The following is a 23,997-nucleotide window of genomic DNA, read 5'->3' as shown; positions in this document are numbered from 1 at the left end:
GGCGCCGGCGGTGCGCTCGCGCCCCGGTCCGGGCCGGCGGCCGCCCCGCCGGGTGCGGCCGCGCGGGACGGTGACGGCGCGGTGCTGGTCAGCGGCGGCTCCAGCGGTCTCGGCGCGGCGGTGGTGGCCGCGATCGCCGACTCCGGCGGCCGGCCGTACGTGCTCGACCGGCAGCCGCCGGCCGCTTCGGTGCCGTGGCTCGAGTGCGACCTGTCCGACACCCGGGCCGCCGAGGCGGCCACCCGGGAACTCGCCGAGCGGGCCGGTGGGCTCGCCGGCGTGGTCACCGCCGCCGGGGTGGACGTGCCGGGGCGGCTGGCCGACGTGCCGGGGCAGACCTGGGAGCGGATCGTCACCGTCGACCTGCTGGCCACCGCCGCCGTGATCCGGGCGGCCCTGCCCTATCTGGAACGCTCGCGCGGCACGGTCGTCACCGTCGCCTCGACCCTCGGGGTGAAGGCGGTGGCCGACGCGACCGCCTACTGCGCGGCGAAGTTCGGCGTGGTGGGCTTCACCCGGGCGCTCGCCGCCGAGCTGGCCGGTTCGGTCGGGGTGACGCTGCTGCTGCCGGGCGGCATGCGTACCGCCTTCTTCGACGAGCGCGAACCGCGGTACCGGCCCGGTGCCGACGCCGCGCTCAACGACCCGGCCGACGTCGCGGCGGCCGTGCTTTTCGCGCTGCGCCAGCCACCCGGATGCGCGGTCCGGGAGATGGTGGTCTGCGCCGATCGGGAGACCTCCTATCCGTGATCCTGGTGCTGCGGGCGCTCGGGGTGGGTGATCTGGCGACGGCGGTGCCGGCGCTGCGCGGACTGCGCGCCGCGTTTCCGGAGCAGACCCTCACGGTCGCCGCACCCGACTGGCTCAGCCCGCTGGTCGAGCTGATCGGCGACGTCGACAACGTGCTGCCGATCGACGGGCTGCCGATCGACGGGCTGCCGGCCGACGGGCTGCCGGCCGACGGGCTGCCGATCGACGGGCTGGAGCGGCGCGGCTGGGCCGGGCCGGCGCCGTACTGGGCGGTCAACCTGCACGGCCGTGGGCCGGAGTCGCACCGGCTGCTCGCCGCCGCCGGCCCGGAACGGCTCTGCGGCTACCACTGCGCCGAGGCCGGCCACGTCGACGGTCCGCCCTGGCGGGAGGAGGAGCACGAGGTACGCCGCTGGTGCCGGCTGCTGAGCTGGTACGGCATCGAGTGCGACCCGGACGACCTGGGCCTGCGCCTTCCGGCGCCCCGCCGGGTGCCGGTCGGGGTGACGGTCGTGCACCCGGGCGGCAAGGGTACGCGCCGGCGCTGGCCGCCGGAACGGTTCGCCGCGCTGGCCGGGGAGCTGTCCCGGGCCGGGCACCGGGTGGTGGTGACCGGTTCGGCGGCCGAGCGGGGTCTCGCCGAGCGGGTGTCGCGGGCGGCGGGGCTGGCCCCGACGGCGGTACTGGCCGGCCGGCTCACCCTGGCCGAGCTGGCCGCCGTGGTCGGGCACGCCCGCCTGGTGCTGAGTACGGACACCGGGGTCGCGCACCTGGCGACGGCGTACCGGACGCCCTCCGTCGTGCTCTTCGGGCCGGTTCGGCCGCAGCTCTGGGGCCCGCCGCCGGACCGGCCCTGGCACCGGGCCCTGCACCGGCCGGCCGGCGCCGCCGGGGACGGAACGCCGCAGGCCGTCTCGGGCGCCGGCTCCCCGCAGGCCGTCTCGGGCGCCGGCTGGCCGCAGGACTGCTCGCGTGCCGGCTCCCTGCAGGACTGCTCGCGCGGTGGCCCGGCGCGCCGGTCGGAGGGCCGGTGGGACGATCCGTCCGCCGATCCGTCCGCCGATCCGTCCGCCGATCCGTCCGCCGAGCCGTCCGCCGAGCCGCCCCGGATCCACCCGGCGCTGGCCGCGATCGAGGTGGAGGAGGTGCTGGCGGCCGCGGGCGAGGTCGACCGGGTGGGGCGGGACCGTCATGCGGCTGCGGCGTAGCGACCTGTCGGCCCCCGGCTACGGGCGGCGCCGGCACGGTCGCGGAATGGTCTTCCTCGACACGCAGGGGCGGCCGATCCGGGACCCGGCGGAGTTGACCCGGCTCCGCGAGCTGGTGATCCCGCCGGCCTGGAAGGAGGTGTGGATCTGCCCGCATCCGGGCGGGCACATCCAGGCGGTCGGCACCGACGCGGCCGGGCGGCGGCAGTACCTCTACCACCCGACCTGGCGGACCCGTCGCGACCAGGCGAAATTCGACCACGTGCTGGAGGTCGCCACCCGGCTGCCGGTGCTCCGCGAACGGGTCGACGCCGACCTCGCCGGCCGAGGGCTGCGTCGGCCCCGGGTGCTGGCGACGGTGGCCAGGCTGCTCGACATGGGCACGTTCCGGATCGGCAGCGACCAGTACGCGGCCGGCGACGACCCGACGTTCGGGGTGGCCACGCTCCGCCCCGAGCACGCCCGCTGCCGGGCCGGTGCGGTGGTCTTCGAGTTTCCGGCGAAGGGCGGCATCGCGCAGGTGCTGCGGATCGACGACGCGCAGGCGTGCCGGGTGTTGCGTGAGCTGCGCCGCCGGCGGCGTGCCGCGCAGCGGCTCTTCGGCTACTGGGACGGCCGCTGCTGGCGGGACGTACGCAGCGACGAGGTCAACGACTACCTGCGGGCGGCGAGCGGCGGGGAGATGACCGCGAAGGACTTCCGCACCTGGCACGCCACCCTCTGGGCGTCCCGGGCGCTCGCCGAGGCCGGACCGCAGCGGTCGGTGAGCGCCCGGCGCCGGGTGATCGCCGAGGCCATGCGCCGGGTCTCCGGCCGGCTCGGGAACACCCCGGCGGTGGCCCGGGCGTCCTACGTCGATCCCCGCCTGCTCGACCTCTACCAGAGCGGCACGGTCGCCGAGGTGGGACCGCGGAGCACCGACGCCGAGGCCGAGCGTGCCGTCCTCGAGCTCCTCGCCCGCTGAGGAGCCCGGGGAGGAGCCCGGGAAGGAGTCAGTCGTTGAGCACGTGGGAGAGCTCGTCGCGGAAGCGACGCTCCGACTCGGTCACCTCGTCGCCGCCGAGGCCGAGTACGCCACCGGTCGGCGCCGCCGTCACCACCTGCTCGGCGATGGTGAGCAGCCAGTGCCGGTACGCGCCCGCCTCGCCCTCGGAGACCTTGCCGGCGAGCAGCCTGGACGCCGCCTCGGCCCGGCTCAGCACGTCGGCGATCAACGCCTTCGGGTCCTCCGGTTCGATCACCGGCAGCTCCTCGCCCACCTCCGGATCACCGACCCGGATGATCAGCTCTCCGGCGACGGCGGCGACCAGCGGGCTGGCCGACTCCCGGCCGGCGGCGATGCTCTCCAGCCCGGCGGCGTTCTCCGTCCGGGTCCGGCGTCCGCCGTCCGACTCGGCGGCACTCGCCGCGGTCAGCACCGACTGCGGCAGGCCGACCAGCAGCCCCCACTCGTCGTCGGAGAATCCGAACTCGCTCGCATACAGCGGTTGCTCGGTCACGGCAACCTCCCTCCACTGAGTACAAACCATCACATCTCACGGCACGCGGTGGCCGAGGGCAAACCGAATCGCCGTACCCGCCCGGGACGTCCCCGGCGAGCCGGGTCCGGCGATCCCCGTGGCTCAGTCGTCGGCGGCCACGAGCAGGCCCTGTTCGCTGACCACCGGCACCGAGAGCGTCTTGTATCCCACCTCGTCGAAGAGCACGGTCATCCGGTCGTCCTCGTAGCCGAGCACCATCCCGGTGCCCCACTCGGTGTGTCGGACGGCGCTGTGCACCGGAAAGGGCTGCCTGTCCGCCCTGCCGGTCCGGTCGCGGCCGGCGCCGGTGTCGCGCCCGGCGGCCGCACCCGTGCCGGTGTCGGCCAGTCCGGCCTGGCAGTTGTCGCAGTGCCCGCAGGGCCGGGCGAGCCGTTCACCGAAGTACGCCAGCAGGGCCCGCCCCCGGCAGCTCCGGGTCTCGGCGAACGCCCGCATCATGTCGGTACGGGACCGCTGCACCGTCTGCCGGCGTTCCGCCTCGGCCAGCGCGGCGGTGGCCGCGTCGGCGGGCTTCGGGGCGTACCGGGGGCTGCCGAGCCGGTTGTCCGGCAGGGTGTCGGCGGCACCGACCTGCTCCAGCAGGGCGAGCAGCTGACCGAGCTTGCGGGCACCGAGCCCGGTCCGCTCGCGCAGCGCCGTCCGGGTCGTCGGCCCCTCCCGGAGCAGCGCGGCCAGGTCGCGCAGCTCCTCGGGGTCCGGGGCGCCACCGGTGAAGTAGCGGCGCAGGCCGACGTCCTCGGCCCGCCAGAGCAGCAGCGCACGGGCCAGTTCGCCGTCCCGGCCGGCCCGGCCGATCTCCTGGAGATAGCTGTCCGGCGCGTCGGGCAGGGCCATGTGCGCCACCCAGCGGATGTTGGGTTTGTCGATGCCCATCCCGAAGGCCGAGGTGGCGACCATGATCGGCACCCGGTCGGCGAGGAAGTCCTCGTGCAGTTCCTCGCGGGCGCCGGCCGGCATCCCGCCGTGGTAGTACTGCGCCGGGAAGCCGGCCGAGGTCAGCCGCTCGGCCAGTTCCTCGGCGGCCCGCCGGGTCGGCACGTAGACGATGCCGGGACGCTCGTCGGCGCGCAGCAGCGCCAGCAGCCGCCGCCAACGGTAGTCCTCGGTGGCGCAGTTCGCCACCTCGAGGAAGAGGTTGGCGCGGTCCAGCCCGGAGACGACCAGCCGGGGCTTACGCAGGCCGAGCCGGTCGACGATGTCGTCCCGGACCGGTGGCGACGCCGTCGCGGTCAGCGCGACCACGGGTGGGCGGCCCAGTTCGCGGATCAGGTGCCCCAACGCCAGGTAGTCGGGGCGGAAGTCGTGTCCCCAGGCGGAGATGCAGTGCGCCTCGTCGACCGCGACCAGGGCCGGGCGCAGCCCGCGTACCTCGGCCAGCCGGTCGGGGTTGTTGAGCTGCTCCGGGGTGGTGAAGAGGAACCGGGCCCGTCCGGAGCGGATCTCGTCCAGCGCGGCGGTGCGCTGGCCGGCGCTCTCGGCCGAGCTGATCCGCACCGCACGCAGCTCGGGGCGGTTCCGCTCGTTGAGGGCGCCGATCTGGTCCTGCTGGAGGGCGAGCAGCGGGGAGATCACCACCGTCGGTCCCGGCAGCAGCGTCGCCGGCACCTGGTAGACGGCGGATTTCCCGGCCCCGGTCGGGAGTACGACGAGAGCGTCCCGGCGGCGCATCAGGGCGCGCATCGCGGTGAGCTGATCGGGGCGCAGCGATCGCCAGCCGAAGTGGTGCCGGGCGGCCCGGCGGAGCCGGGTGGCGTGCAGAGGTGGCAGCTTCATCGGTTGCCGCAGGTACCCAGGCGGTTCGTCCTCGAAACGGAGCAGCGTCGCTTCGCACCGGGCCCGGCCGGCGTTGCCGGCGCGAACCCGATCCGCCCGGCCTCGCCGGCGACGCCCCGACGGCGGGTCGAAAAAATTCCTGAGATGATCCGGGCGTCTCTGTCGATCGGGGTTGATCCTTTTCGTAGCCCTGGTGAGAGCCCGGCACCGAGCCGGTGCACACGACCTCGCTGGAGGGCACGATGAACACCACCGTGAACACGACCCGCGCCACCACGTCGACCCTCGGTGCGCTGGTCGGGACCGGTCTGGTCGCCACGGTCGTCGCGAGCGCCGCCACCATGGCCGTCGCCGCCGCCGGCCACGCGGCCGGGATCAGCCTCGACGTGAGCGGCGCTCCGATCCCGGTCACCGGGTTCGGCACGCTGACGGCGATCTTCTCGTTGGTCGGGGTGGTCATGGCGGCGCTGCTGTCCCGTTTCGCCCGGCGTCCGCGGCGCACCTTCGTCCGTACGACCGTGGTGCTGACCGTCCTGTCGCTGGTGCCGGACGTGATCGCCGACGCCGCACCGGCCACCAGGGCGCTGCTGATGCTCACCCACCTGGTCGCGGCCGCGATCGTGATTCCCGCTGTCGCGCGCCGCCTGGCCGCCTGACCCGACCTGTCACCATCCACCAAGAGCCAGTCACCATCCACCAGGAGCTACCGGAGGAACGTCATGAAGCAGTACCTGCTTTCCGTGCATTACGTCGAGGGCGCAGTGATGCCGTCCGACGAGGAGATGCAGACCATGTTCAGGGAGACCGAGCGGATCAACGACGAACTGCAGGCCGCGGGCGCCTGGGTCTTCGCCGGGGGTCTCACGGCGCCGGAGAGCGCCACCGTCGTCCGGACGGAGAACGGCACCACCACCATGAGCGACGGGCCGTTCGCCGAGGCCAAGGAGCACATCGCCGGATTCTGGGTCATCAAGTGCGACGACCTGGACCAGGCGTTGGCCTGGGCCGAGAAGTGCGCGGCGGCCTGCGGCCCGATCGAGGTCCGCCCCTTCGACGACCTGTCCCAGGCCTGACCGCCGGGCGGTCACCCGAGATGGACCTGGCGAGCATCTACCGCGCGGAGTACGGCCGCTGCGTCGCCACGCTGACCCGCCTCCTCGGCGACATCAACCTCGCCGAGGAGGCGGTGCAGGACGCGTTCACCACGGCACTGCAGAAGTGGGAGACGGTCCCGCCCAACCCGGGCGCCTGGATCGTGACCACCGCCCGCAACCGGGCCGTCGACCGGCTCCGCCGGGAGTCGACCCGCGAGGCCCGGCACGTCCAGGCCCTGCTGCTGCACCAGCAGAACGAGCCACAGGAGGTGGGACCGGTGAAGGACGACCAGCTGCGACTCATCTTCACCTGCTGCCACCCGGCGCTCGGCCCCGACGCGCGGACCGCCCTGACGCTCCGCCTGCTCGGCGGACTCGAGGTGCCGGAGATCGCCCGGGCCTACCTGGTGCCGGAGGCGACGATCGCCCAGCGGATCGTGCGGGCCAAGAAGAAGATCCGCGACGCCGGCATCCCCTACCGGGTGCCCGCCGGACACGAGCTGCCGGACCGGCTGCTGCCGGTGCTCACGGTCCTCTACCTGATGTTCAACGAGGGCTACGCGGCCACCGCCGGACCGCTGATCAGGACCGACCTCTGCGCCGAGGCGATCCGCCTCGCCCGCGAGCTCGCCGCCCTGATGCCCGACGAGCCCGAGGTCCTCGGCCTGCTCGCGCTGCTGCTGCTGACCGAGGCGCGTCGCCCGGCCCGGCTCGGCCCGGCCGGCGAGCTGGTGCTACTGGCCGACCAGGACCGGTCGGCGTGGAACCGGACGCTCATCGCCGAGGGCCACGACCTGGTTCGTCGCTGCCTGCGGCGCAACCGGCCCGGCCCGTACCAGATCCAGGCCGCGATCAACGCGGTGCACACCGACGGCGCCGCCACGGACTGGACGCAGGTCCTGGCACTCTACGACCAGCTCCTCGCGCTCGCGCCGACCCCGATCGTCGCGCTCAACCGTGTGGTCGCGGTCGCCGAGGTGCACGGACCGGCGACCGCCCTGGCCGCGTTGGAGGAGATCGAGCTGCCCGGCTATCACCGGCTTCCCGCCGTCCGGGCCGAACTGCTGGTCCGGCTCGGACGCGACGCCGAGGCCCGAGCCGCCTACGACCAGGCCACGGCACTGGCCACCAACGAGACCGAGCGCGCCTACCTGCAGAACCGCCGCGCCAGGCTGGACCCGCCCCCCCGTTGAACGTCCCGGCGCCCCGTTCGCGCGCCCAGCTCGACAGCCTTCCGGCGCCGACGGTCCCCGGCCCCGAGCGGTGTCCCCGGCCCTTCGGTCCGGGTGGCTGTGCGGGTCGCTAGCGGCGGCCGCCGAACATCGACCGCAGCGCGGCGAGCAACAGCACCGTGCCGAGGATGGCGCCGACGATCCGGACGCCCGGGATGTCGAACCAGCTCGTCTCGTCGGCGGCGAAGAGGCGGTACGGCAGTTCGGCGAGGCGCGGCCCGCCCGCCGGGATGCTCGACTGCTGCATCCCAGCACTGTCGCACGCCCCGGCGGCACCGTCACCGCTGCCCTGTTGCGTCCCGGCCGGCGGCGTCGCGTCGCCTGTCGACCTTCCGACTCGTTCCGGCTAATAGGAAGGTTTATTGACTATTTTCCGAGCTGGTGTGACCATGGCAGCACCCGCCGCTACCAGGGCGGCGGCTGTCCACTGTAGATGCGGGGGAGCCGGCGGGATGAGCGGAACGACGGACAACCTGTCCAGCCTGGCTGCGGCGGTGCTCCAGCCCGGTTTCGTCGGCACCACCCGGCCGCCGGACTGGGTGCGCCGCTGGCTCGGCGAAGGGCTCGGCGCGGTGGTGTTGTTCGCCCGCAACGTGGTCGACACCGAGCAGGTCACCGCGCTGACCGCCGCGCTGCGCGCCGAGCGGCCGGACGTGCTGGTGGCGATCGACGAGGAGGCCGGTGACGTCACCCGGCTGGAGTCCCGGCTGGGCAGCTCCCGCCCCGGCAACCTGGCGCTCGGCGCGGTCGACGACCCCGAGCTGACCGAGGCGATAGCCCGCGACCTCGGTGCCGAGCTGGCCGCCGCCGGGGTCACCCTGAACTACGCACCGGACGCGGACGTCAACGCCAACCCCGACAACCCGGTGATCGGCGTACGCTCCTTCGGCTCCGATCCGGGTCTGGTCGCCCGGCACACCGCCGCCTGGGTACGCGGCCTCCAGTCGGCCGGGGTCGCCGCCTGCGCCAAGCACTTCCCCGGGCACGGGGACACCAGCGTCGACTCCCATCTCGACGTACCCCGGATCGAGGTGTCCCGGGCCCGCCTCAACGCCTGTGAGCTGCCGCCCTTCCGGGCCGCGATCGACGCCGGGGTGCAGGCGGTGATGACCGGCCACCTGCTGGTCCCGGCGATCGACCCGGAGTGGCCGGCGACGCTGAGCCGGCGGGTCCTGACCGACCTGCTCCGGGAGGAGCTGGGCTTCCAGGGTGTGGTGGTGACCGACGGCATCGAGATGCGCGCGGTCACCGACCGGTACGGCCTCGGCGGTGCGACCGTCCGGGCCCTGGTCGCCGGTGCCGACGCGATCTGTGTCGGCGGCGGGCATGCCACCGAGGCGGACGTCCGGCGGCTGCGGGAGGCGATCGTCGACGCCGTGCTCGCCGGGGTGCTGCCCGAGGAGCGGTTGGTCGAGGCGGCCAAGCGGGTCGGGCTGCTCGCGGCCTGGAGCGGCGCAGCCCGGACCGGGACCGGTTGGCGCGACCCCGGCCCGGACGGCTCCCGGCTCGGGCTGGCCGCCGCCCGGCGCGCGGTCCGGGTGACCGACGGCGCCGGCCCGGCCGTGCTGCCGCTGACCGGCCCGGCGCACGTGCTGGAGTTCGAACCGCCCCGCAACATCGCCATCGGCGCCGAGACGCCGTGGGGGGTGGGTGCACCGCTGGCCGTCCTGCTGCCCGGCACCACGACCGCACGGCTGGCCGCCGGGGACATCGGCGCCGACGGTGCGCCGCCCGCCGACACGCTCGGTCCGGCCGCCGGCCGCCCGCTGGTGCTCGTGGTCCGGGACCTGCACCGGCACGAGTGGATGGCGGCGGCGGTGCGGCGGATCCTCGTCGAGCGCCCGGACGCGGTGGTGGTGGAACTCGGCGTACCGTCGGCGGTGGTCGGCCGGGCACACCTGGCGACCTACGGCGCCACCCGGGCCGCCGGTCGGGCCGCCGCCGAGGTGCTCACCGGACGGTCCTGATCAGACGTACGGTCCTGATCGGACGTTCGGCCCGCGGGCCGATCCGTACCGTCGGTGTCACGAAGGGTACCCCCACGTTCACGGCGAGTCGCTGTATCGTTCGTCCGGTGACCCCTCGCTGGCAGCGGGCCGCCCTCACTCCGTCCTGGATCCGGTGGCTACCCTGCGCCTTCGCCCACCTCACCGTGGTGCCCGCCCAGCCCCGGTTCCGCCGGTCGGCCTGGGCGACGATGGTGCCCTGGGAGGGCCCGGCGTGGTGTGACCCGGGCAGCGTCGACGAGTGGGTGGATCGGGCCCGGCGGCGCCGCGCCGGCCGGGACGCCGAGGACGTCGAACTGCACGCCCGGGAGCACTACGCCTGGATGGTCCGGGTCCGGGCCACCCGGATCGAACTCTTCGCCGAGATGTGCCGGCGGCGCGGGATCCCGGTTCCGCACACGGTCGGCGAACTGCTGCTCTGCCTGGCCGAATTCGGTCTCTTCGACATCGTCGCCGAGACGGGGGACGGCGACCCGTGGATCACGCCACGGCTGGACCGCGATCCGCTGGAGGTGCTGCCGCTCTCCGCGGAGGAGCGGGAGCTGGAGACCCGGGCGCAGCGGGACGACCAGGCCGTTCTGGTGGCGATCGCGATCCGCCGGCTGGCCCAGCGTACCCGGCGGCGCTGGCGCCGCAGGCTGGTCAGCACCAGCCTGACCAGACTCGCCGGCGCCGCCGGGGTCACCGAGGAGCAGGCCCGGCGCTCGCTCTCCGACCTCGGTCAGATCGCGGAGCTGGGGGTCGACACCGGCCGTGGCGACGAGCGGCTGCGACTCAGCGTGCCCTGGCCCGACTTCCGGCTCCGCTTCCCCTTCACCGAGCTGCCCGCCCCGGAACACGCCATCTGACGCAAGGAAGGGCCCCCGCTTATCGTTTTCTGTTGTAGCGGGGGCCCTTCCTTGCACCTGCGGCTACGGGATCAGCCGCAGGATCCGGTCGTCGTCGGACTCCGGGGAGCCCCGGCCGTCGCGGTTGGAGGTGAGGACCCAGAGCGAGCCGTCCGGCGCCGGGGCGACGTGCCGGAGCCGGCCGTACTCGTCGGTCAGCAGCGCCTCGGCGTGCTGCCCGTCGGTGCCGATCCGATAGAGCCGCTGCCCGCGCAGGCAGGCGAGCCAGACGCGGTCGCCGACCACCGCCAGCCCGCTCGGCGACGCCTCGGCGGTGCCCCAGGTGGCGAGCGGGGCGACGAAGCGGGGGTCGTCGGAGTCGCCCTCCACCTCCGGCCAGCCGTAGTTGCCGCCCGGAATGATCCGGTTGAGTTCGTCGTAGTGGTTCTGCCCGAACTCGGAGGCGTACATCGTGCCGTCGGCGTGCCAGCCGAAACCCTGCACGTTGCGGTGGCCGTAGCTGTAGACGAGGGTGTCCCGGAACGGGTTGCCCGGGGCGGGCCGGCCGTCCGGGGTCATCCGCAGGATCTTGCCGGCCAGGCTGTTCCGGTCCTGCGCCGCGTCGCGGTCCCCGGCGTCACCGGTGCCGACGTAGAGCATGCCGTCCGGTCCGAAGGCGATCCGGCCGCCGTTGTGCGTCCGGGAGCCGCGCGGGATGCCGCTCAGCACGATCTCCGGGGCGGCGGCGTCGCCGAGGCGCAGCCGGGCGATCCGGTTGTCCCCGGCGGCCGTGTAGTAGACGTAGACCCAGCGGTCCCCGGCGTAGTCGGCGGAGACGGCGAGGCCGAGCAGGCCGCCCTCACCGGCCGGTGTCGCCTCCTCGATCCGGGCCACCTCCCGGGCCTCGCCGCCGGTGACCTGGAGGATCCGTTTGCTGTCCCGCTCGGTCACCAGCGCCGAGCCGTCCGGCAGGAAGGCCAGCCCCCAGGGCGCTTCGAGGTTGCCGACCAGCGTCTCGACAGTGCCGGGCCGGACCCGGGGCGCGTCCGAGACCGACGGGTCGGCGAACCACCCCCGCCAGAGCCCCACCCCGACGACGGCGGCGGCCAGCACGACCACCCCGACCACCGCGACCACCACTCGACCCGCCCGGCCCGTCGGGCGCACTTCCGGCTCCGCCACGGGTACGACGGTAGCCCGTCGATCTCAGTCCGCCACGACCACCGGGGCGTACTCGGGATGGCGCTCCAGGAAGGAGAGGAGGAACGGGCAGGTGACCCGGACCCGCTCGCCCCGGTCGCGGAGCTGGTCGAGGGTGCCCCGGGCAAGCGCGCTGCCCACCCCCTTGCCCTCGAAGCGGCTGTCGACCTCGGTGTGCGCCAGCACCATCGTCCCGGACTCGATCCGGTAGCCGATGAAGCCGGCCAGGCTGTCGTCCACCAGGATCTCGAAGCGACGGCGGGCGGGATCTTCTTGCACCAGGAAGCTCATCGGAGCAATTCTCCACCCACCGTCCCGGCCGCGCCGGGAACCCCACCGGAAACCGGCTCGGCGAGCCCGCCCGGTAGCCGGGCGAGAGCCGCCTTGTGCGCCAGCCGGCGGCGAGACCGGCGCGTGCCCGGGCCCGGCGGTTGCCTGGGGAAGCCCCGTTATCCTTGGCAGAGTGACGAATCCCCCGTATCACCGATCGACCACCGTCCGCCGTGCCGCCGGTCTGCTCACCGCGCTCGCCCTCGGCACCGCCGTCCTGGCCGGCTGCAACTCCGAGGGAGCCAGCACCGAGTGCGGCCTGGACGCCTGCACCGTCACCTTCGACCGGGGCGTCGACGCCCGGGCCAGCATCTTCGGCGTGGACGCCACGCTCGTCGGCGTCGACGGCGACGTGGTGACCATCGAGGTTGCCGGCGAGCAGCTCTCGCTCACCGTCGGGGAGCAGGCGACCGAGGTCGGGGGCCTCTACGCCACGGTGCAGAGCGCCGACCAGGAGCAGGTGGTGGTGCGGATCGGCCGCAACCCGGGCTGACCGCCGCTGTCACTCCCCGCCTGCATTCCCCGCCTGCCGGGAGACCCGGGTCGGGGACGTTTGAGAATCGTGCCGACCGGTCATTGACTGCCCCATGTCAGCTACTCACACCGCCGGAACCACCGCGGCGCGGGCCAAGGACAGCCGGCCGCTCGAGATCCTCGCCCGGGCCGGTTTTGTCGGCTACGGCATCGTCCACCTGCTCTTCGCCTGGCTGGCATTGCAGATCGCCTTCGGTCGGCCGGCCGCCGACGGCGACCAGTCCGGTGCGCTGCGCACCCTTGCCGCCCAGCCGCTGGGCGGGTTCCTGGTCGTCGCGATCGGGGTCGGCCTGGTCGCGATGGGGATCTGGCAGGCATTCGAGGCGGCGGTCGGGCATCGGGAGTACCGGGGCCGGGAGCGGATGCTGGAGCGGCTCAGCTCCGCCGGACGTACCGTCGTCTACCTCTACTTCGCCTGGACCGCGTTCCAGGTCGTCCGGCAGGCGACGTCGTCGAGTGCGGACAAGCAGCAGGCGCTGACCGAGCAACTGATGAGTTCGGGCGGGGGACGCCTGCTCGTCGGGCTCGCCGGCCTGGGCCTGGCCGCCCTCGGCGCCGGACTGGTCTGGTACGGCTTCGTCAAGCGCTTCGAGCGGCATCTGCGGACCGGTGAGATGAGCCCGCACACCCGGAAGATCTCGCGTCGGCTCGGCGTCGCCGGTTACGCCGCCAAGGGCGTCGCGTACGGCATCGCCGGAGTGCTCGTGGTGACGGCCGCGGTGAACTACGACCCGGACCGGGCCCGGGGGTTGGACGCCGCCCTGCACACGCTGCGTGAGCAGGCGTTCGGGTCGATCCTGCTCACACTTGTCGCCCTCGGCATCGCCGCCTTCGCCGTCTTCTGTCTGGTCCAGGCGAGGTACCGGAAGGTTTAGCCTGGACGGGATCGGGTTCTATCGGGCATTCTTCATACTTTGCCCGTAGCCCACGACGATCCGACGCCCCCAGCCGGGTGCGGCCCTGGAGATCCCAGGGCCGCACCCGGCTTCGGCATGGAGGGAACAACATTGGTGGACAGCTATCTGTGGACGCTCGTGGTCACGGTCGGCGCGGCGGTGCTCGCGCTCGTCGTGGTCGAGGCGGTGCACCGGACGGTACGCCGGCTGGGCAGACGATCGGTGCTGCTCAGCGAATTGTCCGAGCACTCGCACCGGCCCTTCCAGGTGGCCGCGACCGTGCTGGCGATCCAGTTCGGGGTGCGGTTCAGCACCGGCTACGGCGTCGGTACGCCGTGGCGGCAGACCCTGCTGCACCTGCTCGTGCTGGCGGTCGTCGCCACCACCGCCTGGTTCGTCGCGTCGCTGCTGCTGGTGAGCGAGGACACCGCCCTGGCGCGGTTCCGGCTCGACGTGCCCGACAACCGGCAGGCCCGGCGGATCAAGACCCAGATCGTCATGCTGCGCCGGATAACCGTCGCGGTCATCGTGGTGCTCAGCCTCGGTGTGATGCTGATGACCTTTCCCAGCGTGCGGGGCGTCGGCGCCAGCGTGCTCGCCTCGGCCGGGGTGATCGGTGTGGTCGCCGCCCTGGCCGCGCAGAGCGTGCTGGGCAACGTCTTCGCCGGGCTGCAACTGGCGTTCAGCGACGCCGTCCGGCTGGACGACGTGGTGGTGGTCGAGGGGGAGTGGGGCCGGGTCGAGGAGCTGACCCTCAGCTACGTGGTGGTGCAGATCTGGGACGACCGGCGGCTGATCCTGCCCACCTCGTACTTCACCAGCAAGCCCTTCCAGAACTGGACCCGGACCCGGGCCGCCGTCCTCGGCACGGCGGAATTCGAGGTGGACTGGTCGGTGCCGGTGCAGGCGATGCGGGAGGAACTGCGCCGGCTGGTCGAGGGGACCGAGTTGTGGGACGGGCGGACCTGCGTGCTGCAGGTCACCGACGCGGTCGGCGGGATGGTCCGGCTGCGTGCCCTGGTCAGCGCCGCCGACGCACCGAGGCTCTGGGACCTGCGCTGCCTGGTCCGGGAGCATCTGGTCGGCTGGCTTCGCGACCAGCGGCCGACCGCGCTGCCCCGGCTGCGGGCCGAGGTCGGCGACGGCTCCGGCCTGCTGCCGTGGCAGTCGGCCGCGCCGCGCCGGCCGACCGCGGGCGCGGGCCGGCCCCGCTCGGCCGGCAACGGGCGGACGGAGCACGAGCCACCCGACGACGCCCGGCTCTTCGGCGGCGGCGACGACGGCGAGGCCCGCAGCAGCGCCTTCGTCGGGCCCGACGAGCCGGCCGAGGCGTCGCGGCGCTGAGCCCGGCCGGGCCGCCCGGCCGTCGCGGCGCCGACCTCGGTTGGCACGGCGGTCGACCTGCCGGATCGGCCGCAAACCGGGCGCCCGGTGGCGGACACTAACCACAGCGGGACGGTGCACGGTCATCAGGATTGAACGACCGGCGACCGGGGCATACAGCTCAGGAACCGGGAAAGGAGGACACCATGGCCGAGGTCGTACGCGAGTCCGCGCGACCGGTCGCGGAGCAGTCCACCGCCGAGCTCGTGCAGCGGGCCACCGAGCAGCTGTCCCGGCTGGTCCGTGACGAACTCGCGCTCGCCCGCATGGAGCTGGCCGAGAAGGGGCGGCACGCCGGCATCGGGATCGGCCTCTTCGGCGGCGGCGGGGTGATGGCGCTCTTCGGATTCGCCGTTCTGGTGACGGCCGCGGTGCTGGGACTGGCGGTGGTCATCCCGGGCTGGGCGGCCGCGCTGGTGGTGGCCGGCGCGCTCTTCCTGCTGGCCGGTGTGCTCGCCCTGGTGGGCCGCCGGCAGGTGCGTCGCGCGGTGCCGCCGACGCCGAGCGCGGCCGCGGACAGCCTGCGGGCGGACGTGCGTACGGTGGCCACGGCGGTCCGGGACAGGGGACAGGGATGACTCGCAGCAACGGCTTCGGCAACCCGGAGGCGCTCCGGGAGGACATCCGGCAGACCCGGGCGGAACTCGGCGAGACCGTCCAGGCGTTGGCCGCCAGGGCGGACGTGAAGGCCCGGCTCAAGGACTCGGCCGCGCAGACCCGGGACCGGGTGAGGCAGCGGGCGGGGCAGACCACGGCGAACGTGCGGTCGTCGGTGCACGACGCGGGTTCGCTGGCGCTGCGCCATCCGGTCCCCTGGGCCGTGGTCGCCGCCGGGGCGCTGGCGTTGGCGGTCGTGGTGCTGATGGCACGAGGGAGACGTGGGTGAGTAAGGCAGTCAGCAAGTTGGCGTACCGTCCGGTCGGCATCCTGATGGGCATGGCCGCCGGTGTGGCGGCCGGTGCGGTCTTCCGGCAGGTCTGGAAGTGGACCGCCGGGGACGGCGACGCCCCGGACGCGATCGACGAGGACCGTGGCTGGGGTGAGATCCTGGCCGCCGCCGCCCTGCAGGGGGCGATCTTCGCGGTCGTCCGGGCCGCCGTGGACCGGGGCGGCGCGATCGGCGTACGCCGGCTCACCGGCCGCTGGCCCGACTGAACGGTGCCGCACCGTCGATGCCCCGGCCCGCGGGGACGGCGGTCTCAGGTCACATGTCGGAGAATTTCGTCCGGTAGGCTATGCGAAGTTTTTGCGTACGTGGTTTGCTGTTCCACGCTGTTGAGAGACAGCGTGGGTCGAGGGAAGTCCTCCTTCGTGGGGGCCGACTCAAGGCGCCGCTGCTCGAAAACGGCCAACCGGCCGCACGGCGTGCTCGGCCGCCAGTTTTAGAAGGAGATACACATGGCGCAGGGAACCGTGAAGTGGTTCAACGCAGACAAGGGCTTCGGCTTCATCACCGTCGACGGCGGGGGTGCTGACGTGTTCGTCCACTTCTCGGCCATCCAGACCAGCGGCTACCGCACGCTGGAGGAGAACCAGCGGGTGGAGTTCGAGATCGCTCAGGGCCAGAAGGGGCCGCAGGCGGAGCAGGTTCGCCCCATCTGATCCGAAAGGGCCGGCCCCCGCCGGCCCCCGAGTTTCGATACCTTCGGGATCCGCGTCGAGCCCCGTGACGAACGGGGCTCGACGCGTATCCATTGCCTGCCACGCGTTCAGGAGGATTCGCGACGGTTCCGGGCGCGCAGGCCCAGCACCACCAGCACCAGTCCGGCGACCACGACGAGCGGTCCGACCACCGCCCAGACCGGTTCTCCGGTCATCACGCTGCCGCCCAGTCGGCCCAGCCCCTGCAACGTCCAGACGGCGCCGACGACGACCGCCAGCAGCCCGAGGGTGAGCGGGAGCCACCCCTTCATCTCCGCCCTCTCCTCTCCGGCGCCATCCGGGTCGGCACGGCTCGGTCACGGTCCAGCCAACCGCACGGCGGGCCGGAACGCACGCACCGCCGCGCCCGGCCGCGCTACCAGCGGTCGTGCACCTGGGGGCGGACCAGGTCGTCGTAGACCGCGGTCACCGTGGCCGTCGCCTCGGTTGGCAGCGGCGCGAGTGCGGCGGCGGCGACGTTCGCGCGGGCCTGGTCGGCGTTGCGGGCGCCGGGGATGACCACCGTGACGCCCGGCTGGTCGAGGATCCAGCGGAGCGCGAACTGCGCCATCGTCGCGCCCTGCGGCACCACGGTACGCAGTCGGCGTACCGCCTCCAGTCCGGTGGCGTAGTCGACCCCGGAGAACGTCTCGCCGACGTCGAAGGCCTCCCCGTGCCGGTTGTAGCTGCGGTGGTCGTCGTCCGGAAAGGTGGTCCGCTCGTCGTAGCGGCCCGAGAGCAGTCCGCTGGCGAGCGGCACCCGGGCGACGATGCCGACCCCGGCGGCGACGGCGGCGGGAAGGACCCGCTCGATCGGCTTGTGCCGCAACGCGTTGAGGATGATCTGCACGCTGGCCACCCCGGGCCGGGCGATCGCGGCGAGGGCTTCGTCGCAGGTCTCGACGCTGACCCCGTACGCCGCGACGCGCTCCTCCGCGACCAGGGTGTCGAGAGCGTCGAAGACGGCGTCGGTGGCGAGGACCGGGCCGGGCGGGCAGTGCAGTTGCACCAGGTCGAGCACGTCCACCCCGAGGTTGCGCCGGGACCGGTCGGTCCAGGCCCGGAAGTTCTCCAGGACGTACGCGGCCGGGGTCTGCGGCACCCGGCGGCCCATCTTGGTCGCGACGGTGAGTCCGGCGTCCGGCCGCTCGCGCAGGAAGCGGCCGATCAGTTCTTCGCTGCGTCCGTCGCCGTAGACGTCGGCGGTGTCCACAAAGGTGACTCCGCTCTCGACGGCGGCGGTCAGCACCGCCAGGGCCTCGGCGTCGCTGACCTGGCCCCAGTCGGCACCGAGCTGCCAGGCGCCGAGCCCGACCACGCCGACCTCGCGGTGCAACCGCGGGAACATTCGCTTCTCCACGCCGGGCAGCCTATCTCCGGGGCAGATCCGGCGAGCAGCGGCTACAGTAAGTAAGACGTACGTACGGTTTGGAGGAGTCGTGTGGGATCCGGCCAGCTATCTCCGGTACGGCGACGAACGCTCCCGGCCCTTCTTCGAGCTGGTCGCCCGGATCGGCGCCGACCGGCCCCGGGCGGTGGTCGACCTCGGCTGCGGCCCCGGCAACCTGACCCGCAGCCTGACCGCGCGCTGGCCCGGCGCCCGGATCGTCGGACTGGACTCCTCCACCGAGATGATCGGGGCCGCCACGGCATCGGGCGGTCCCGGGGTCGAGTTCGCGGTGGCCGATTCCCGTTCCTGGTCGCCCGGGCCCGAGGTCGACGTGATCGTCTCCAACGCGATGCTGCAGTGGGTCGTTGGGCACGAGGAGTTGCTGCTGCGTTGGACCCGCGAGCTGGCCGCCGGCTCCTGGCTGGCATTCCAGGTGCCGGGAAACTTCGCCGCCGCCTCGCACCGGGAGCTGCGGGCGCTGGCCGGGCAGCCGCGCTGGCGGGACCGGGTCGGGCAGCTGGCGCGGGAGTCGCCGGTCTCCGACGCCGCCGGTTACGCCACCCTGCTGACCGGCGCGAACTGCGTGGTCGACGCCTGGGAAACTAGCTACGTGCACCTGCTCCCGGCCTCCGACGCCACCGACCATCCCGTGCTGACCTGGATGGAGGGGACGGCGCTGCGCCCGGTCCGGGCCGCGCTGGGCGGCGCGGGTACGGCCTGGGACGAGTTCCGGTCCGCGCTCGGTGAACGGCTGGTGGCGGCGTACCCGGTCCGGCACGGGCTGGTGCAGTTTCCGTTCCGCCGCGTCTTCGTCGTCGCCCGCACGGGCGCCCGTCAGTAGGGGGAGTATCCGTGACCGACCTCTCGGCCTTCATCGCCGGTCTGCCCAAGGTGGAGCTGCACGTGCACCACGTCGGCTCCGCCCTGCCGCGCATCGTGGCGGAGCTGGCCGCCCGGCACGAGGGCCGGACCAGGGTGCCGGCCGATCCGGAGGCCCTGGCCAGCTACTTCGAGTTCCGGGACTTCGCGCACTTCGTCGAGATCTACCTCAGCGTGGTCGACCTGATCCGGGACGAGACCGACGTCCGGCTGCTCACCTTCGAGGTGGCCCGGGAGCTGGCCCGCCAGCAGGTCCGGTACGCGGAACTGACCGTCACCCCGTACTCGCACGTGCACCGGGGCATTCCCGCACCGGCGTTCTGCGAGGCGATCGAGGACGCCCGCCGGGCCGCCGAGGCCGAACTCGGCATCTCGCTGCGCTGGTGCTTCGACATCCCCGGTGAGGCCGGGTTGCCGGCGGCCGAGCAGACCCTGCGGATCGCGCTCGGCGAACGACCGGACGGCCTGGTCAGCTTCGGCCTCGGCGGCCCGGAGATGGGGGTGCCCCGGCCGCAGTTCAAGCCCTACTTCGACCAGGCCCGGGCGGCCGGGCTGCGCTCGGTGCCGCATGCCGGCGAGACCACCGGCCCGGGGACCATCTGGGACGCCCTGCACGAGCTCGGTGCCGAGCGGATCGGGCACGGCATCTCGGCGGCACAGGATCCGGCCCTGCTGGAACACCTGGCGCAGCGGCAGATCCCGATGGAGGTCTGCCCCACCTCCAACGTCCGGACCCGGGCGGTCGGCTCGATCGAGGAGCACCCGCTGCCCCAACTGGTCGGGGCCGGCCTGCTGGTGACGGTCAACTCCGACGACCCGCCGATGTTCGGCACCACCCTCAACGACGAGTACGCGGTCGCCGCCCGGCTGCTCGACCTCGACGCCGCCGGGCTGGCCGGACTGGCCCGCAACGCGGTCACCGCCTCGTTCCTGGCGCCGCCGGACCGGGACAAGCTGATCGCGGAGATCGACGCCTACCTGGCCGCCCACGGGTCCTGAGCCGGCCCGCGTCGTCCGGCGGGTCGGGCGCGGCCGAAGATTGAGGCTGGCCCGGCGCGGGGTGCTGCGGGCGGCCGCGCCGGGCCAGCGATCGTGGGGCGGGGTCGGCCGGTACGCGTCACGCACCGGCCGTCCCTGCGCCGCTTTCGGCGCGCGGCGGAGGACCAGGTGTGGGGGACCGTGTCCCCGCCGCGCGCCAGGCTCCTCCGGGTCGGGTTGGGCGACATCTGTGGGTGGTGACCCGGGGGAGCAGGATGGGATCGCGTCCGATGTTGCCAGCCGATCCCGGCGGCGTGACCGCCGTTAATCCAGACCTAAGGAAGATCTGCGCCGGACCAGAAACTCCTTCCGGAGGCCGGCCGGCGCACCGCGCTCAGTCGCCGTCCGGGCGTTGCCGCGACCAGCGGCGGCGGGTGCCCGTCTCCTTCTCCCGGGCCAGCCGGCCGACCAACCCGAAGCGGCTGACCTGCCGGGGTGCGGCGTCCGGGTCGGCCAGCAGCATGACCACGCTCGCGCCGCCGAGCCGGGCCCGGTCGATGCTGACCGAGCCGTTGGCCTGCTGGGCCACCCGGCGGGCGATGTCCAGGCCCAGCCCGGTGGAGCCGCGGTCGCTGGCACCCCGGCGCAGCGCCCGGTCCGGATCCGCGATGCCGGGACCGGCGTCGTCCACCCGGACCGCGATGTAGCCGTCCCGGCGGGAGACGGCGACCTCGAAGGCGGTGCCCTGCGGGGTGTACCGGAAGACGTTTCCCAGCACCGCGTCGAGCGCGGCGGCCAGCTCCGCCCGGGGCACCGGCACCGGGATCCGGGTGTGCGCCCCGATGACCCGGTGCGACCGGTTCTGGTCACCGGCGAGCGCCGACCAGAAGACCATCCGGTCCCGGACCACCTCGCTGACGTCACAGCTCCCCGGGGCGGCCTCCTGGGCGACCGTCTTCCGGGTCGTGTTGATCAGCACGTCGATCTCGCCTTCCAGCGTCACGATCGCCTGCCGGATCCGCCGGATCGTGCGGCGGCGGTCGAGTTCGGCCGCGCTGAACGAACCGACGCTGGTGTCGTCGGAGTCGAGCGCGTCGGCGTCCAGCCGCAGCACGGTCAGCGGCGTACGCAGCCGGTGCGACAGGTCGGCGACGAGTTCCCGTTCGTCGGTGCGGGAGGTGACCAGCCGGTCCGCCATCCGGTTGAAGGCGTACCCGGCCTCGGCCAGCTCGCGCGGCCCGCCGGGCTGGATCCGCACGTCCAGGTCGCCGTCGCCGACCGCGAGCGCCGCCTGCACCAGGCCACGCGCCGACGCGACGGCCCGGGCCGCCAGCCGGTCCACCACGATCACCGAGGCGATCACCAGGCCGGCGGCGACCAGAATCAGCATCAGCCAGGTCCCGCCGGTGCCGGCCTGCAGCGCCGCCTCGGGGACGAAGACCTCGACCACCAGGACGCGGCCGGCGACCGTGACCGGTTCCAGCCGGACCACCCCGCCGGAGACGTCGGCGACGAGCGGCACGTTGGTCCGGATCGCCCGGTCGACGTCGCCGGTGGCGGCCCGGGGCTCGGCGCCGAGGTCCATGCCGTGCACCACCGGCGGTGCGGCGGCGGCGTTGCCGGCGGCCGACTCGACGACGCGGCGCAGCGCCGACGGGTCGGCGCCGACCGCCAGGGCACCGCTGACCACCGCGCTGCGCCGGGCCGCCTCGGCGAGCGCGTCCTCGCGGGCGTCCCGTTGCAGCGCCGTACCGAGCGGGATCAGGAAGGCGAGCGCGACGATGCTTGTCATGCCGGCCCCGAGGTAGGCCAGCGCCAACCTCAGTCCGGTACCACCAACCGGAATCCGACCCCCCGCACGGTGCGCAGGTAGCGGGGCTTCGCCGCGGACTCGCCCATTTTGCGGCGGAGCCAATACAGATGTACGTCGATGGTCTGATCCTCGCCGACCGATGGCTGCCGCCATACCTCCTCCAAGAGTTCCCGGCGGGACACTACCCGGCCGGGCCGCGCCGCGAGATAGGCCAGCAGGTCGAACTCCTTGCGGGTCAGCGCCAGGGGCACCCCGTCGAGGTGTGCGCTCCGCTCGCCGACGTCGATCCGCAGCCCGCCGACGGAGTGTACGGCCGGCTCGACCGTCCGGCTCGCCCGGCCGGCCCGGCGCAGCACCGTGGTGATCCGGGCATCCAGGTGGGCACCGGTGAACGGCTTGACCATGTAGTCGTCGGCACCGGCCCGGAGCAGCCGGACGATCGCCTGCTCGTCGTCGCGGGCGGTGGCGATGATGATCGGCACGTCGGTGATGCCGCGCAGCATCCGCAGCGCGTCGGCGCCGTCCAGGTCGGGCAGCCCGAGGTCGAGCACGACCAGGTCGGGGGTTTCGGCGGCGACCCGGCGCAGGGCATCGAGGGCCGTGCCGACCGCATGCACCGCGTGCCCGCGGTCGGCCAGGGAGCGCAGCATCGCGCCGCGCACGACATGGTCGTCTTCGACCAGGAGCACCGTGGCCACCTGATGACCGTACTGCCCGTGGCAAGTCGGGTGAATCGACGCCCGGTACGTCCCTCCGCCCGGAGCAGACACTCCAGGGACAGATCCGGACGCACCGGGCGCCGATCGGCACACCGACCGTCCTCACGCGCCTGCGGCGCGGTGCCGCGTCGTCAGACACCTCCGGTGCAGGGTCGGCCGTTCAGCGTGCAGCCGGTCGGCGCCGGTTGCTTCCGCCGTGGCTGCCGGTGCAGCCGATCCCGACCGAGGCGCCGGGCGCCAGGTTGGCGTTCCAGCTCCCGTTGGTCGCGGTGACGGCGGCGCCGGACTGGGTCCACCGGGCCGACCAGCCCTGCGCGACCCGCTGCCCGCCGGACGGGAAGGTGAAGCCGAGCGTCCAGCCGGCAACCGCCGACGTGCCGGTGTTCCGGATCGTGACGTTCGCGGAGAACCCGCCGCTTCGCGGGCCACGCAGAGGCAGGAGGGCGAAGGTCCGGTTGGCCCCGGTGCGGGCGACCTCCTCGGCGGTGGCCCGGCCGATCCGCCGGACCAGCTCCGGGTCCCGGGTCGCGCCGAGCCCTCCCAGGTGCAAGGAGGGGGCCCTTCTACAACAGAAAACGATAAGCGGGGGCCCTTCCTCACCGGGCCGGCGGCAGTTGCAGCACCCAGCGGTACGCCTGGACCATGCCGGTGTCGAAGCCGGCCGCCGAGCCCCAGAGGAAGAGCCGGAACCGGCGGTAGAGCGGCTCGCCCCACTGCTTGACGATCTCGTCCCGGGCCGCGTCCAGCCGGCGGGCCCACTCCCGGCAGGTCAGGTAGTAGTTGTGCCGGTCGTCGACCAGGTTGAGCAGCTCGAACGGCGAGTGTGCCACGTGCCGCAGGTACTGGTGCAGCAGCAGCGGGGCCGAGGCGCCGGGATAGACGTACCGCTTCATGAACGTGGAGACGACGTGCTTGCGGCGCATAGCCAGCGCGTCCAGGTAGACCCGGCCGCCCGGCCGGAGCAGTTCGGCGTACTTGCGCAGCGTGGTGCGGTAGTCGGGAAGGTGCTCGGTGACCCCCATGTTGACGATCGCGTCGTAGCGCTCACCGGGGGAGTAGCCGAAGATGTGCTCCCGGACCACCCGCACCGGCAGCCGCTCGCGGTCGAACAGGTCGGTGAGGAAGCGCTCCGACTCCACCGACAGCGTGGTGGTGGTGACCCTGATGCCCTTGCGGGCGGCGTGCTCGGCGAACGCGCCCCAGCCGCCGCCGACCTCCAGCACGTGGTCGCCGGGGGAGACCCCGATCGCCTCCAGCGCCAGGTCCATCTTGCGGGTCATCGCGTCTTCCAGCGGCTCGTCGTCGGAGGCGAAGACCCCCTCGGTGTAGCAGCGGTGCCGGTGGTCGAGGAAGGTCAGGAAGAAGTCGGAGTCCTCGTCGTAGTGGTGCGAGATGGTGCGCCGGTCGTCCTCCCGCCGGCCGCGCAGCAGCGCCGGCACGAAGCGGCCGAGGAAGGCGATCGGATGTCGGTCGGTGAAGAACGACCGCATCCGCAGCGCCGCCGCCAGGTCGCCCTCGACGTCCAGCGACCCCTGCAGGTACGCCACCGCGACCGCGAACTGGTCCAGGTCGGCCAGCGCCCTGGCGCCGCGCTCGTCCTTGACCACGATGGTGAACTGCGGCTCGCCGGTGCCGAAGGTGCGCGCCGGGCCGCCGTCGGGCGGAGCCACCGCGAACGGTACGCCCGGCCCGGTGCCGAAGAAGGTCTGGTATCTGCGCTGCAACGCGCTCACCGCGTCCACGACTGCCACGGCGTCAATCTAACGCCGAGGTAGCGGCGCCGGCAGGGGGAAAACGCAGGAC

The 23,997-nt window shown here is 73.6% G+C and carries 27 protein-coding genes and 1 pseudogene; 17 read left to right on the top strand and 11 right to left on the bottom strand.

From position 1 onward, the window contains the following. Positions 1-81 precede the first annotated feature (81 nt). The 3 genes and pseudogenes from ACN27G_RS17975 to ACN27G_RS17965 all read left to right on the top strand — a co-directional run bounded on the left by ACN27G_RS17975 (position 82) and on the right by ACN27G_RS17965 (position 2,922). Positions 82-750: an SDR family oxidoreductase gene (locus ACN27G_RS17975; protein ID WP_421497362.1), complete on the top strand. Its 669-nt coding sequence runs from the start codon at positions 82-84 to the stop codon at positions 748-750. Further along, positions 747-1,655 (top strand): annotated as a pseudogene (locus ACN27G_RS17970) (glycosyltransferase family 9 protein); the annotation flags it as partial. The gene ACN27G_RS17975 and the pseudogene ACN27G_RS17970, both read left to right, overlap by 4 nt. Before the next feature lie 286 nt (positions 1,656-1,941). Then, positions 1,942-2,922 (top strand): DNA topoisomerase IB, encoded by a 981-nt coding sequence (locus ACN27G_RS17965; RefSeq protein ID WP_421493954.1) that lies wholly within the window; start codon positions 1,942-1,944, stop codon positions 2,920-2,922. A gap of 28 nt (positions 2,923-2,950) precedes the next feature. On the opposite strand, the gene ACN27G_RS17960 is transcribed toward ACN27G_RS17965, so the two are convergent. Together ACN27G_RS17960 and ACN27G_RS17955 are read right to left on the bottom strand one after the other, a co-directional pair. After that, complete coding sequence (locus tag ACN27G_RS17960; protein ID WP_421493953.1) at positions 2,951-3,457, bottom strand: hypothetical protein; 507 nt, start codon at positions 3,455-3,457, stop codon at positions 2,951-2,953. Positions 3,458-3,580: 123 nt separating this feature from the next. Next, positions 3,581-5,272 carry a RecQ family ATP-dependent DNA helicase gene (locus ACN27G_RS17955; protein ID WP_421493952.1) on the bottom strand — a complete coding sequence of 564 codons (1,692 nt, stop codon included), beginning with the start codon at positions 5,270-5,272 and terminating at the stop codon, positions 3,581-3,583. Positions 5,273-5,514: 242 nt separating this feature from the next. On the opposite strand from ACN27G_RS17955, the gene ACN27G_RS17950 reads away from it, so the two are divergent. The 3 genes from ACN27G_RS17950 to ACN27G_RS17940 all read left to right on the top strand — a co-directional run bounded on the left by ACN27G_RS17950 (position 5,515) and on the right by ACN27G_RS17940 (position 7,559). After that, positions 5,515-5,928, top strand: a complete 414-nt coding sequence (locus ACN27G_RS17950) for a DUF6069 family protein (protein WP_421493951.1) — start codon at positions 5,515-5,517, stop codon at positions 5,926-5,928. Between the two features lie 63 nt (positions 5,929-5,991). Then, positions 5,992-6,345: a YciI family protein gene (locus ACN27G_RS17945; RefSeq protein WP_421493950.1), complete on the top strand. Its 354-nt coding sequence runs from the start codon at positions 5,992-5,994 to the stop codon at positions 6,343-6,345. Between the two features lie 20 nt (positions 6,346-6,365). Further along, positions 6,366-7,559, top strand: a complete 1,194-nt coding sequence (locus ACN27G_RS17940) for an RNA polymerase sigma factor (protein ID WP_421493949.1) — start codon at positions 6,366-6,368, stop codon at positions 7,557-7,559. A 109-nt stretch (positions 7,560-7,668) separates the two neighbouring features. On the opposite strand, the gene ACN27G_RS17935 is transcribed toward ACN27G_RS17940, so the two are convergent. Continuing rightward, entirely contained in the window at positions 7,669-7,845 is a 177-nt protein-coding gene (locus ACN27G_RS17935) for a hypothetical protein (protein ID WP_421493948.1), read from the bottom strand. 205 nt (positions 7,846-8,050) lie between these two features. On the opposite strand from ACN27G_RS17935, the gene ACN27G_RS17930 reads away from it, so the two are divergent. Both ACN27G_RS17930 and ACN27G_RS17925 read left to right on the top strand, forming a co-directional pair. Then, positions 8,051-9,565 (top strand): glycoside hydrolase family 3 protein, encoded by a 1,515-nt coding sequence (locus tag ACN27G_RS17930; protein ID WP_421493947.1) that lies wholly within the window; start codon positions 8,051-8,053, stop codon positions 9,563-9,565. A 107-nt stretch (positions 9,566-9,672) separates the two neighbouring features. After that, the gene (locus ACN27G_RS17925; RefSeq protein ID WP_421493946.1) at positions 9,673-10,452 is read left to right on the top strand and encodes a DUF6042 family protein; all 780 of its coding nucleotides are present in this window, start codon (positions 9,673-9,675) and stop codon (positions 10,450-10,452) included. Positions 10,453-10,515: 63 nt separating this feature from the next. Here the strand turns inward: ACN27G_RS17925 and ACN27G_RS17920 are convergent, their stop codons facing one another. Together ACN27G_RS17920 and ACN27G_RS17915 are read right to left on the bottom strand one after the other, a co-directional pair. Beyond that, a complete protein-coding gene (locus tag ACN27G_RS17920) occupies positions 10,516-11,559 on the bottom strand; it encodes a PQQ-dependent sugar dehydrogenase (protein ID WP_421497361.1) in 1,044 nt (347 codons plus the stop codon). A 78-nt stretch (positions 11,560-11,637) separates the two neighbouring features. After that, complete coding sequence (locus ACN27G_RS17915) at positions 11,638-11,922, bottom strand: GNAT family N-acetyltransferase (protein ID WP_421493945.1); 285 nt, start codon at positions 11,920-11,922, stop codon at positions 11,638-11,640. Between the two features lie 172 nt (positions 11,923-12,094). On the opposite strand from ACN27G_RS17915, the gene ACN27G_RS17910 reads away from it, so the two are divergent. The 7 genes from ACN27G_RS17910 to ACN27G_RS17880 all read left to right on the top strand — a co-directional run bounded on the left by ACN27G_RS17910 (position 12,095) and on the right by ACN27G_RS17880 (position 16,376). Continuing rightward, positions 12,095-12,454, top strand: a complete 360-nt coding sequence (locus tag ACN27G_RS17910) for a hypothetical protein (RefSeq protein ID WP_421493944.1) — start codon at positions 12,095-12,097, stop codon at positions 12,452-12,454. A gap of 94 nt (positions 12,455-12,548) precedes the next feature. Continuing rightward, entirely contained in the window at positions 12,549-13,370 is an 822-nt protein-coding gene (locus ACN27G_RS17905; protein ID WP_421493943.1) for a DUF1206 domain-containing protein, read from the top strand. 135 nt (positions 13,371-13,505) lie between these two features. Then, positions 13,506-14,735: a mechanosensitive ion channel family protein gene (locus ACN27G_RS17900; protein ID WP_421493942.1), complete on the top strand. Its 1,230-nt coding sequence runs from the start codon at positions 13,506-13,508 to the stop codon at positions 14,733-14,735. A 185-nt stretch (positions 14,736-14,920) separates the two neighbouring features. Continuing rightward, the gene (locus tag ACN27G_RS17895; protein WP_421493941.1) at positions 14,921-15,352 is read left to right on the top strand and encodes a phage holin family protein; all 432 of its coding nucleotides are present in this window, start codon (positions 14,921-14,923) and stop codon (positions 15,350-15,352) included. Continuing rightward, the gene (locus ACN27G_RS17890; RefSeq protein WP_421493940.1) at positions 15,349-15,660 is read left to right on the top strand and encodes a DUF3618 domain-containing protein; all 312 of its coding nucleotides are present in this window, start codon (positions 15,349-15,351) and stop codon (positions 15,658-15,660) included. The genes ACN27G_RS17895 and ACN27G_RS17890 overlap by 4 nt, the downstream gene beginning before the upstream one ends. Next, complete coding sequence (locus tag ACN27G_RS17885; protein ID WP_421493939.1) at positions 15,657-15,929, top strand: DUF4235 domain-containing protein; 273 nt, start codon at positions 15,657-15,659, stop codon at positions 15,927-15,929. Before ACN27G_RS17890 ends, ACN27G_RS17885 begins: the two co-directional genes overlap by 4 nt. 243 nt (positions 15,930-16,172) lie before the next feature. Continuing rightward, positions 16,173-16,376 (top strand): cold-shock protein, encoded by a 204-nt coding sequence (locus ACN27G_RS17880; protein ID WP_007075740.1) that lies wholly within the window; start codon positions 16,173-16,175, stop codon positions 16,374-16,376. A 107-nt stretch (positions 16,377-16,483) separates the two neighbouring features. Here ACN27G_RS17880 and ACN27G_RS17875 read toward each other — a convergent pair whose 3' ends face one another. Together ACN27G_RS17875 and ACN27G_RS17870 are read right to left on the bottom strand one after the other, a co-directional pair. Continuing rightward, positions 16,484-16,687 carry a hypothetical protein gene (locus ACN27G_RS17875; protein ID WP_421493938.1) on the bottom strand — a complete coding sequence of 68 codons (204 nt, stop codon included), beginning with the start codon at positions 16,685-16,687 and terminating at the stop codon, positions 16,484-16,486. Between the two features lie 104 nt (positions 16,688-16,791). Next, positions 16,792-17,775, bottom strand: a complete 984-nt coding sequence (locus tag ACN27G_RS17870; RefSeq protein ID WP_421493937.1) for an aldo/keto reductase — start codon at positions 17,773-17,775, stop codon at positions 16,792-16,794. Between the two features lie 79 nt (positions 17,776-17,854). Between ACN27G_RS17870 and ACN27G_RS17865 the strand changes: the two genes are divergently transcribed. Further along, positions 17,855-18,646 (top strand): trans-aconitate 2-methyltransferase, encoded by a 792-nt coding sequence (locus ACN27G_RS17865; RefSeq protein WP_421493936.1) that lies wholly within the window; start codon positions 17,855-17,857, stop codon positions 18,644-18,646. Positions 18,647-18,657: 11 nt separating this feature from the next. Continuing rightward, the gene (locus ACN27G_RS17860) at positions 18,658-19,683 is read left to right on the top strand and encodes an adenosine deaminase (RefSeq protein WP_421493935.1); all 1,026 of its coding nucleotides are present in this window, start codon (positions 18,658-18,660) and stop codon (positions 19,681-19,683) included. Positions 19,684-20,056: 373 nt separating this feature from the next. Here the strand turns inward: ACN27G_RS17860 and ACN27G_RS17855 are convergent, their stop codons facing one another. The 4 genes from ACN27G_RS17855 to ACN27G_RS17840 all read right to left on the bottom strand — a co-directional run bounded on the left by ACN27G_RS17855 (position 20,057) and on the right by ACN27G_RS17840 (position 23,945). Continuing rightward, complete coding sequence (locus tag ACN27G_RS17855) at positions 20,057-21,454, bottom strand: ATP-binding protein (RefSeq protein ID WP_421493934.1); 1,398 nt, start codon at positions 21,452-21,454, stop codon at positions 20,057-20,059. A gap of 29 nt (positions 21,455-21,483) precedes the next feature. Then, positions 21,484-22,173, bottom strand: a complete 690-nt coding sequence (locus ACN27G_RS17850; protein WP_421493933.1) for a response regulator transcription factor — start codon at positions 22,171-22,173, stop codon at positions 21,484-21,486. A 181-nt stretch (positions 22,174-22,354) separates the two neighbouring features. Further along, the gene (locus ACN27G_RS17845) at positions 22,355-22,744 is read right to left on the bottom strand and encodes a cellulose binding domain-containing protein (RefSeq protein WP_421493932.1); all 390 of its coding nucleotides are present in this window, start codon (positions 22,742-22,744) and stop codon (positions 22,355-22,357) included. Between the two features lie 46 nt (positions 22,745-22,790). Then, positions 22,791-23,945 carry a class I SAM-dependent methyltransferase gene (locus tag ACN27G_RS17840; protein WP_421493931.1) on the bottom strand — a complete coding sequence of 385 codons (1,155 nt, stop codon included), beginning with the start codon at positions 23,943-23,945 and terminating at the stop codon, positions 22,791-22,793. Positions 23,946-23,997: the final 52 nt, after the last annotated feature.

The organism is Plantactinospora sp. WMMB334, from assembly GCF_049179095.1.
GTDB lineage: Bacteria > Actinomycetota > Actinomycetes > Mycobacteriales > Micromonosporaceae > Plantactinospora.
The sequence above is the reverse complement of the archived record's forward strand: the minus strand, read 5'-3'. Positions and strand labels throughout refer to the sequence as shown.